The organism is Variovorax sp. P4_D9, assembly GCF_056401695.1.
This window is the reverse complement of sequence record NZ_JBFUIU010000381.1, coordinates 1-8517: the sequence shown is the minus strand read 5'-3', so window position 1 is coordinate 8517 and position 8517 is coordinate 1. Positions and strand designations below refer to the sequence as shown.

Genomic DNA, 8517 nt, shown 5'->3' with positions numbered 1-8517 from the left:
CTCTTCGGGCTCAAGCGCTCGCGCTCGCGGATCATCGGACCCTCCTATTCTTCGATCTCGCGTCCGTGTAGGTAGTTCGAGCGGATTCTGCGCCGCCGCGCACCCACATTGCCGGAGGGGGCCGGCGGCGCCGACCCGCGCAGCGTCAAGGATTGGTATCAAGGGCTGAAGACGAACCGGCTGGCTTCGCCGTGGGACCAAGGTCTCGCTCTGCCTGCTCGAGTGCCTGATAGGCAATCTTGAACAGGTTGACGAGCTCGATAAAGTTTGCCTGTCCTTTCCCTTGCAACTGGGCGGCTGCGAGTGTCGCGGCGGGCTGGATGAGTTCGATTTTCGTATGTCTCTTCCTCTTGGTGAATCTGAGGGCGCAGTGTGGATCCGGCGAGCCGGGGCCTTTCACGCCTTGGAATGCCCGCCCAAGCTCGGACCCTGTGCTGCGCCACTTCAAGCGGCTTTGGTGCAAATTTTCGGCGAAGCCAAGTGACGTCTCCGAAGGTCCGGGCAGGTTATGCCGAAAGCACGGCATTCCAGATCGCGGGCGCGGCTTGGCCGCAAACAAGCAACTGACTGAGATTGAATTGACCCTTGCGAACTCGGTGCAGCAGCTCGACGCCGGCGATCGTCACCGCAGCACGGTCGAAGACCTTGAACCCGAGCATGGGATTGATGCGCGACTTCACGCCTCGATGGTCTTGCTCGATCATGTTGTTGAGATATTTCGACGACCGCAGCCGCGTGTCTTTCCAGCGCGGGTTCTGCGCGGGCAGTTCCCGCACCGCGCGATGCGAGGCGGCATAGCCATCGAGCGTGATACTCACCGGAGCTCGGCCTTGAGTCTCCAGCGCCTTGCGAAAGAACGCTTTGGCCGCCTTGACATCGCGATTGGCGCTCAGACGGAAATCGACCGTCTTTCCTTCTCGATCGACGGCCCGGTAGAGATAGGTCCATTTGCCGCGGATCTTCACGTAGGTCTCGTCGACGCGCCACGAGCGACCGGCCTTTCGAGCGAATCGATTCCAGCGCTTCTCGAACTCCGGCACGAATCGTTGGACCCAGCGCATGATCGTCGTGTGGGCCACCCCAAGTCCGCGCTCGGCCATCATCTCCACCAAGTCACGCAAGCTCAGCTTGTAGCGCAGGTACCAGCGAACGCATAGCACGATGATCTCCCGCTCGAAGTGCCGACCTTTGAACAGTTCGTCCATGCTCTGCAACTTCTTCCCCACGTTCCGCCTTCACGTACAAAGGTCGGTAGCCTACTCGAAGCCAAATTTTGCACCAGAGCCCCTAAGGCCGCCCAATCAACTTCATCGCGCGGCCGCGGGCCAGGGCGGCCGAACGGCTGCGTACACCCAGCTTCACGTAGAGGTTGTGCAGGTGCCATTTGACGGTGGACACCGACAGGCTCAACTTGTCTGCGATCTGATCGTTGGTGAGCCCTTGGTCCAGCAACTCCAGCAACTGGATTTCGCGCAGCGTGAGCTCGTCCGTGCCGCCATGGTTCGCCTCGTCGAGCGGATTGAACGCATCCGCTGGCGCGGGTTGCATGGCCGGCCGCAGGCGTTCCGCGAAGGACACTTCGGAAGCGCGCGCCAGCCCGAATGCGCGGGGCCCGACTTCCGCAAGGAGCTTGCTGACCAATTGCTTCTTGAGCTCGAAGGGTTGAATCGCATTGCCGGGCGTAGCCAGCGCGATGGCTGCCGAAAAGTCGCGCAGCGCCGCTCGCGTCTGCGAGAGGCGCATGTTCGCGTCCGCGGCCAGCAGCAACAGTTCGATCTCGTCCCGACGACGGTCGTCCCGCCGCGCTGCCTTGACCAGGGCCTCGATGCGCGCCAGTGTCGCATTGCTTGTGCGTCTGGCGATCTGCAGCTCGAGCTGCGCGAGCATCCAGTCGCCGCGGTCGCGCATCGGCTGCGCGCCGTCGGCGCGATGGCACTCGGCACTCAGTCCGCAGAGTTCGGCCTGAACTTCCGCATCGTGCATGCGCCCAAGCTGGATCAAGCGGCGAATCTTCGCTGCGGCCAGCAGGCGCTGGCCACGCGGCGGATAACTGTGCGCCACGCGGTCGAGCATCTGTGACGAGATTCCGGGGCCGTCGTCCGCATCACCGCCCCAGAGCGAGGCGCAGGCGATCAGACCGTGTTCGAGCGACACAATGATCCCGTGGTGCATGGCTCGACCCAGACTTCGCTCGGCCAGCTTGCGTGCCGCCTCGATGCGACCCTGCTCCAGCAGGGCTCGCGCATGGACAAAGTCCAAGGTCGCCACCACGCTGGCGTCGGCCCCGATCACGCGCACGACACGCTCGCGCGTCTCGGCCAGGAGTTCGTCGGCGGCGTTGGGACGGGCCTGCCCGATCTCGACGCAAGCCCGCAGGATCGCCACCCAGGCCAACCCGTAGGCGCTTTCGGAACGGTCGATGCTGGCGCGCGCCCGCTCCATCCGTTTGCGTGCGGCGCCCAGTGTGCCGCGGTCGATCTCGGCGATGCCGGCAATGGAGACGACGGTCGAGACCGTGAGCGCGTCGCCGGAGGTCTCGTGCGCCAGCCAGGCCTCAGCCTGATCGTGCGCCGTGTCCAGCCGGTCCAGCCAGACGTTCACCAGCATGCGCAGGAAGAGCATGCGCTGCTGGGCGCCGGGAATGGCGCGGAAAGCCTCGTCGCTGACCGCGCGCCGGTCCAGATCGTCCAGCGCTTGCCGCGCCCGCTCGTACTGCAGCGAGTCGCACAGGGCCCAGACAAACCATGCATGCACTTCCGGTGACGGCATCGCGCCGGCGGCCATCAGTCGGTCGACCCACTGGATGAGCTGGGACATCTGGCCATGGTTGCCGACCACGACGTGAGCGACGCGTTCAAGCAGCTGCTGGGCCAGCGCGGTGCATCCGCCATCCAGTGCAATCGAGATGGCTGCGGTCTCGTCGCCTTGTCTCAGATGCCAGTGCGCAGCACGCTCGAGCACCTCGCGGCATCGCGCCGGTGCCAGATTTTCGCGGCTCTCGGCCAGCAGGAACTCGCGCAGCAGCGTATGAAAACGGAACCAGCGTCGGCTGCGGTCCAAGGGGAAGGTCAGCACGTTGCGCTCGACCAGTTCATTGAGCCACTGGCGCGCCTGCGCGCGATCGGTCATCTCGGCCGCCAGGTCGGCGCTGAACTCGCGCACCAGCGCGATCTCCATCATGAACTGCACCATGGCGGGGTCGAAATCGACCAGCACGCGCCGCGTCAGCACGCGGGCAATGTCGCTATGGTCGCCGCCGAAGCGTTCGAGGACCGGGTCGATATCGAGCGTGCGCTGGCCCGGTACCGCCGGCTCGCCCCCACCACCTAGCAGCAGGACCTGCAGCAGTCGCACGGCGGCGGGCCATCCTTCGGTGTGGGCAAWGATGCGGTCCAGCTGCTGCTCGGTGGTGGCGCCAAGGCCCGCCTGGTGCAGGAGGGTCGCTGCGCTGGCGCGGTCGAAGCTCAGGTGCGCCGGGCGAAGCTCGAGCGCGCCGACCTCGAGCTTGGCGCGCGCCAGGTCCAGCGGAACGTCGCGCGTGCTCGACAGCAGCAAGTGCAGCTGCGGCTGGGGGTGGAACACCAGGCGCTGCAGGAATGACTCGAGCGTCGGATCGCGGCAAAAACCCAGGTTGTCGATGAACAATGCCGTTGCGGTCCTTGGGTTGGCCARCAGCGCCAGGACCACATCGGCAAGCGCACCGCGATCCGGAAACCGGGCACCGGCCGCAGCGATCTCCGGAACGCCTTCGATGCCGGCATGAACCATGGACGCGCACAAGCGATGCAGCAGGGTCGACAGATCGCTGTCTCGGTCGTCCAGCGTCAGCCACAGACAGGTGTAACCGCGCGCCGTCAGCTCGTCGTACACCGCGCTGAGCATCACGGTCTTGCCGTAGCCCGGGGGCGCGCAGGCCGTGACCAGTCGCGGGAAGGGATCCATCTGCAGCGCCATCGAAATGGCGCGCGTCGGTACGGTGGCGAAACCGAATCGCGGCGGGCCGAAAGCAGCGTCCGACGCGTGCACCACGCCGCCCGCAGCGTCGGCGCGAGCGGGCGTCGGTGACGGCTTGCGTGCGGCGTCGCGGTCTTCTGGGGCAGTCACATGGGTGGCGAGGTGAGGGGGCACGCGCATCTTAGACATCGACGAATTTGATTCGCATGGAGTAAGTACCTATGCGTACGATCTTTGTCTTGTTGCCTCGGTGTGACCGGAGCGCTGGCGCGACATTCGGGTTATCCCCATCCCGAACCGAACTCTTGATCGGCTTCGCGAATCAGGCGACGGGCTCCAATGATCGATCACTGGAACCAGAACCGTACTCAGGAGACACCCCATGACCACCGCAACTGCCGAAGGCCAAGCGCTGCAACATTCATCCGCCGTTCGCAAGGCCCGCGCGGCGCTCTCGCGCGCGCCGCAGGCGCCGCTGACGGTCGAGGACATCGACATCGCCGCCCCGCGCGCGGACGAAATCCTGGTGCGCATGGTGGCCACCGGCATCTGCCACACGGACGTGGTCTGTGCCAATGGCTTCCCGGTGCCGATGCCGATCGTGCTGGGGCACGAGGGCGCGGGTGTGGTCGAGGCGGTCGGAGCCGGCGTGCGCGACCTGGCGGTCGGCGACCATGTGCTGCTGTCCTTCAACTCCTGTGGTGCGTGCCCGAACTGCCGCAGCCACGAGCCCGCCTACTGCCACCAGTTCATGGGGCTGAATTTCGGCGGCGTGCGGCTCGACGACGGAACGTCGCCATTGAGTCAGAAGGGCGAAAAGGTGCATGGCCAGTTCTTCGGCCAGTCCTCCTTCTCGTCGCTGGCGATCGCGCGCTCGATCAATGCGGTGAAGGTGGACAAGTCGCTGCCGCTGGCACTGCTCGCCCCGCTGGGCTGCGGCGTGCAGACCGGCGCGGGCGCAGTGATGAATTCGCTGAAGGTGCGCGCGGGCCGATCACTGGTGGTCTTCGGCTGCGGCGCCGTCGGCCTGAGCGCGGTGATGGCCGCCAAGGTCGTCGGGGCCACGCCGGTGGTCGTCGTCGAGCCCAGCGCAGAGCGCCGAGCCCTGGCACTGGAACTGGGCGCCGCGCATGCTATCGACCCCACCGGCCATACGGACCTCGTCGCGGCGCTGAAGGAAGCGGGCGGCGGCGGCTTCGACTATGCGATCGATACCTCAGGCATCCCGGCGGTAATGAAAAGCGCCGTGGACGTGCTGCTGCCCAACGGCATGCTCGGCCTGATCGGCATCCCGCCACCGGAGGCGCCGATCCCCTTGAGCATCATGGACCTGTACCTGCGCGGCCTGGGCGTGAAGTGCATCGTCGAGGGTGACGCCGATCCGCAAACTTTCATACCGAAGCTGGTGGAACTGTTCCAGGCCGGAAAGCTGCCGGTGGATCGGTTGGTCAAGCAGTACCCCTTCGAGAAATTCAACGAAGCCTTCGTCGCTGCGAGCAACGGTTCAGTCATCAAGCCCGTCGTCGTGTTCTGAATGCCCTGCAGGAGGCCACCATGCTCGACTATCTGAAGTACTACTTCTCGCCGGTCACACAAATCGTCAGCCTTGGCGGCTTTCTCATGGGTGGCCACTATGTCTGGCTCGCCATCGCCTGGTTCCCGGTGATGGCGATCATCGACAGCGTACTGCCGCGCGATTTCAGCGCGCGCCAGATGAAGAGCAAGGCCCTGGCCTTCATTCCCGTGTGGCTGTCGGTGCTGCTGGGGCCTGCGCTCTACGTCGGCTTGGCGGGGGCGCTGGCGCATCACGACCTGAGCGGCTGGCAGATCTTCGGCGCCATCCTCGGCACCGCCTGGATGTCGGTRCTGCCGCTGGTGCCGGCCTCGCATGAGCTGTATCACGCACGCGGCGCCATCGGCAAGACCTTCGGACGCTACGCCCAGATCTGTTTCCTGGATTCGACCCGCATGGAGGCGCACGTCGTCGGTCACCACATCGACGTTGGCACGGCGCAAGACTGCGACACGGCCGCTCGTGGTGTCACGCTCTACCAGTTCACGCCGCGCGCGGTTGTCCGCTCTACCGTGATGGCGCAAAAATTCATTTCTGACGCGCTGGAGAAGAAGGGATACGGCCGCTGGTCCATTCGCCACGCGTTGTGGCGGGCGATCCTCGCGCAAGTTGTCTTTCTGGGTGGGTTGTGGCTGATCGGAGGCTGGCAAGCCGTGCTGGCCGCGCTGGGCGCGATGCTGATCGCACGCTTCTGGGTCGAGTCGTTCAACTACTTCCAGCACTACGGGCAAGTGCGCGTGGCCGGCGCGCCGATCGAGAAGCGGCACGTCTGGAATCACCTAGGCTGGTTGTCGCGTGTGGCCGCATTTGAGATCACCAACCATGCGGATCATCACCTCAACAGCTACCTCTCGTACTACGCCCTGGTGCCGCACCGCGACGCGATCCGCATGCCAAGCGTGTTCGTCTGCTTCCTGGCTGCGCTGTTCCCGCCGATCTGGTTCAGCTGGATCATCAAGCCGGCGCTGAAGGAGTGGGACACGACGTGCGCGAATACCGAGGAGCGCCAACTCGCCGCCGAGCAGAACCGGAAGGCCGGGTGGGAAGACTGGTTCGGCGCAGAAGCCCGGGAGCCGGGCAGCGAGACGCACGTCCATGCGTAATCTGTTCAAGTCCGTATTCGGCGGCGGCAGCGCTGCACGCGTCGTGGAAATTCTTCCGCTAGGCGCGCGCATCGAGCTGGCGTCCGGTCAGACGATTCTGGAGGCGGCACTGGCGCAGGGCGTGGCCTATCCGCACAACTGCACCGTCGGCACCTGCGGTGCCTGCAAGACCCGGCTGGCGCAGGGTCGTGTGCAGGCCTGCAGCGACTTCGGATACACCCTGTCGAAGCGGGAGCTGGAGGCGGGCTACATCCTGGCTTGCCAGGCCATGCCGCGCGATGCGCATACGGTGGTTGAGATCGCAACAGCGGCGGCTGATCTGCGACCACCCGAGTTCTTCGAGGCCCAAATCGTCAGCACCGAGGAGCTGACCCACGACATCCTGAAAGTCGTGGTCCGGACCGAACGGCCGGTGATGTTCGTGGCCGGCCAGTACGCCAGCTTCGAGGCGCCCGGCATTCCCAGAAGCCGGCACTATTCCTTCGCCGACGCGCCGCAGCGCACCGGCCGCATGACATTGGCCTTCTTCATCCGAAAGGCGCCCGGTGGCGAATTCACCGGGGCACTGTTTGCTGGCACCTTGACCGGAAAGCGGCTGAAGATGCAGGCGCCTCACGGCGATTTCCATCTGCGTCCCGGCGCTGTGCCCATGGTCTGCATCGCCGGTGGCAGCGGGCTGGCGCCGCTGCTCAGCATGCTGGAAGACATGCGAATGAGGCGCGAGCGGCGTCCCTGCGTACTGCTGTTCGGGGCGCGTACCCAGGCCGACCTCTATGGGCTGGGCGCGATCCGCGACATTGCCGCTGCCTGGCTCGATCCCTTCGAGTTCGTGCCGGTCTTGTCCCAGGAGCCCGAGACGAGCGGCTGGACTGGCGCGCGCGGCATCGTGACCGACTTCATTGCCAAGGCTGGAAAGCACTTCCAGCTGTCGACCGCGCAGGGCTATCTGTGTGGCCCGCCACCAATGATCGACGCGGGCATCGAGAAGCTCGTCGACCTCGGGATTCCGCCGGACAGCATCTTCTACGACAGATTCACCGACGGCGTGGCAGCGCCTGTCAGGGGGAATCTGGCGGAGATGAGCGCCGCCTAGAGCGGCGTATGCCGAAACCCATTCACCACTTCGTTTCTTCGCTCCTTGCGGTTCAAGTTTTTTCCTGGAGACAACCCATGACCATCGAACATAACTCCTTCTACATCGGCGGCGAATGGATCGCCCCGTCTTCGTCGAAGCGCTTCGACCTTTTCGGCGCCGGCAACGGCGAGCTCATTGCGCGCGTGCCCGAGGCGCTCGAGGCTGACGTGGATCGCGCCGTCGCCGCGGCGCGCAAGGCATTCGATCACAGCGACTGGTCCACCTGCGCGCCGAGCGTGCGCGCGGCGGTACTGACCCGTTTCGCCGAGGCCCTGCACAAGCGCAGCGCCGCACTGGCCGGTGCCGTCAGCCAGCAGAACGGCATGCCGCTGAGCCTGAGCGAAATGCTCGAAGGCGGTTTCGCCACGGGCATCGTCAGCTTCTACGCAGGGTTGGCCGCCAACCCGGTGCCGGACGACAAGCGGCCATCGCAGATGGGCAAGGAGACCCTGGTCGAGCGCACCGCCATCGGCGTGGTCGCTGCCATCGTGCCCTGGAACTTCCCGGTGGCTCTGGCAATGACCAAGATCGGCCCGGCACTGGCCGCTGGCTGCTGTGTGGTGATCAAGCCTTCTCCAGGCACCGTCCTCGACAGCTATATCGTGGCCGAGGCCGCGCACGAAGCGGGTGTCCCGCCTGGCGTGCTGAACTGGGTGGCGGCGGACCGTGCGGTCGGCGCCTATCTCGTGTCCCACCCAGGTGTGGACAAAGTGGCCTTCACCGGTTCCACCGGTGCTGGACGGAGTATCGCC

7 protein-coding genes are annotated in these 8517 nt (G+C 65.4%); 4 read left to right on the top strand and 3 right to left on the bottom strand.

What is annotated here, in order from left to right:
• Positions 1-145: 145 nt before the first annotated feature.
• The 3 genes from AC1DY5_RS31830 to AC1DY5_RS31820 all read right to left on the bottom strand — a co-directional run bounded on the left by AC1DY5_RS31830 (position 146) and on the right by AC1DY5_RS31820 (position 4104).
• Complete coding sequence (locus tag AC1DY5_RS31830) at positions 146-448, bottom strand: hypothetical protein (RefSeq protein WP_478117958.1); 303 nt, start codon at positions 446-448, stop codon at positions 146-148.
• A 58-nt stretch (positions 449-506) separates the two neighbouring features.
• The gene (locus AC1DY5_RS31825; RefSeq protein WP_478117959.1) at positions 507-1214 is read right to left on the bottom strand and encodes an IS6 family transposase; all 708 of its coding nucleotides are present in this window, start codon (positions 1212-1214) and stop codon (positions 507-509) included.
• Between the two features lie 73 nt (positions 1215-1287).
• Positions 1288-4104: a winged helix-turn-helix domain-containing protein gene (locus tag AC1DY5_RS31820; RefSeq protein WP_478117956.1), complete on the bottom strand. Its 2817-nt coding sequence runs from the start codon at positions 4102-4104 to the stop codon at positions 1288-1290.
• 232 nt (positions 4105-4336) lie between these two features.
• Here AC1DY5_RS31820 and AC1DY5_RS31815 point away from each other — a divergent pair, with 232 nt between their 5' ends.
• The 4 genes from AC1DY5_RS31815 to AC1DY5_RS31800 form a co-directional block, all read left to right on the top strand.
• Entirely contained in the window at positions 4337-5488 is a 1152-nt protein-coding gene (locus AC1DY5_RS31815; protein WP_478117954.1) for an NAD(P)-dependent alcohol dehydrogenase, read from the top strand.
• A 20-nt stretch (positions 5489-5508) separates the two neighbouring features.
• Positions 5509-6630 carry an alkane 1-monooxygenase gene (locus AC1DY5_RS31810; protein ID WP_478117953.1) on the top strand — a complete coding sequence of 374 codons (1122 nt, stop codon included), beginning with the start codon at positions 5509-5511 and terminating at the stop codon, positions 6628-6630.
• Positions 6623-7723 (top strand): 2Fe-2S iron-sulfur cluster-binding protein, encoded by a 1101-nt coding sequence (locus AC1DY5_RS31805; RefSeq protein ID WP_478117952.1) that lies wholly within the window; start codon positions 6623-6625, stop codon positions 7721-7723. The genes AC1DY5_RS31810 and AC1DY5_RS31805 overlap by 8 nt, the downstream gene beginning before the upstream one ends.
• Positions 7724-7800: 77 nt before the next feature.
• Positions 7801-8517 (top strand): aldehyde dehydrogenase family protein (locus AC1DY5_RS31800; RefSeq protein WP_478117950.1); only part of this gene is annotated, 717 nt, incomplete at its 3' end.

Bases quoted from the DNA above. Each gene is read 5' to 3' on its own strand.
- AC1DY5_RS31815 (WP_478117954.1), top strand. From the start codon at position 4,337: ATGACCACCGCAACTGCCGAAGGCCAAGCGCTGCAACATTCATCCGCC.
- AC1DY5_RS31805 (WP_478117952.1), top strand. From the start codon at position 6,623: ATGCGTAATCTGTTCAAGTCCGTATTCGGCGGCGGCAGCGCTGCACGC.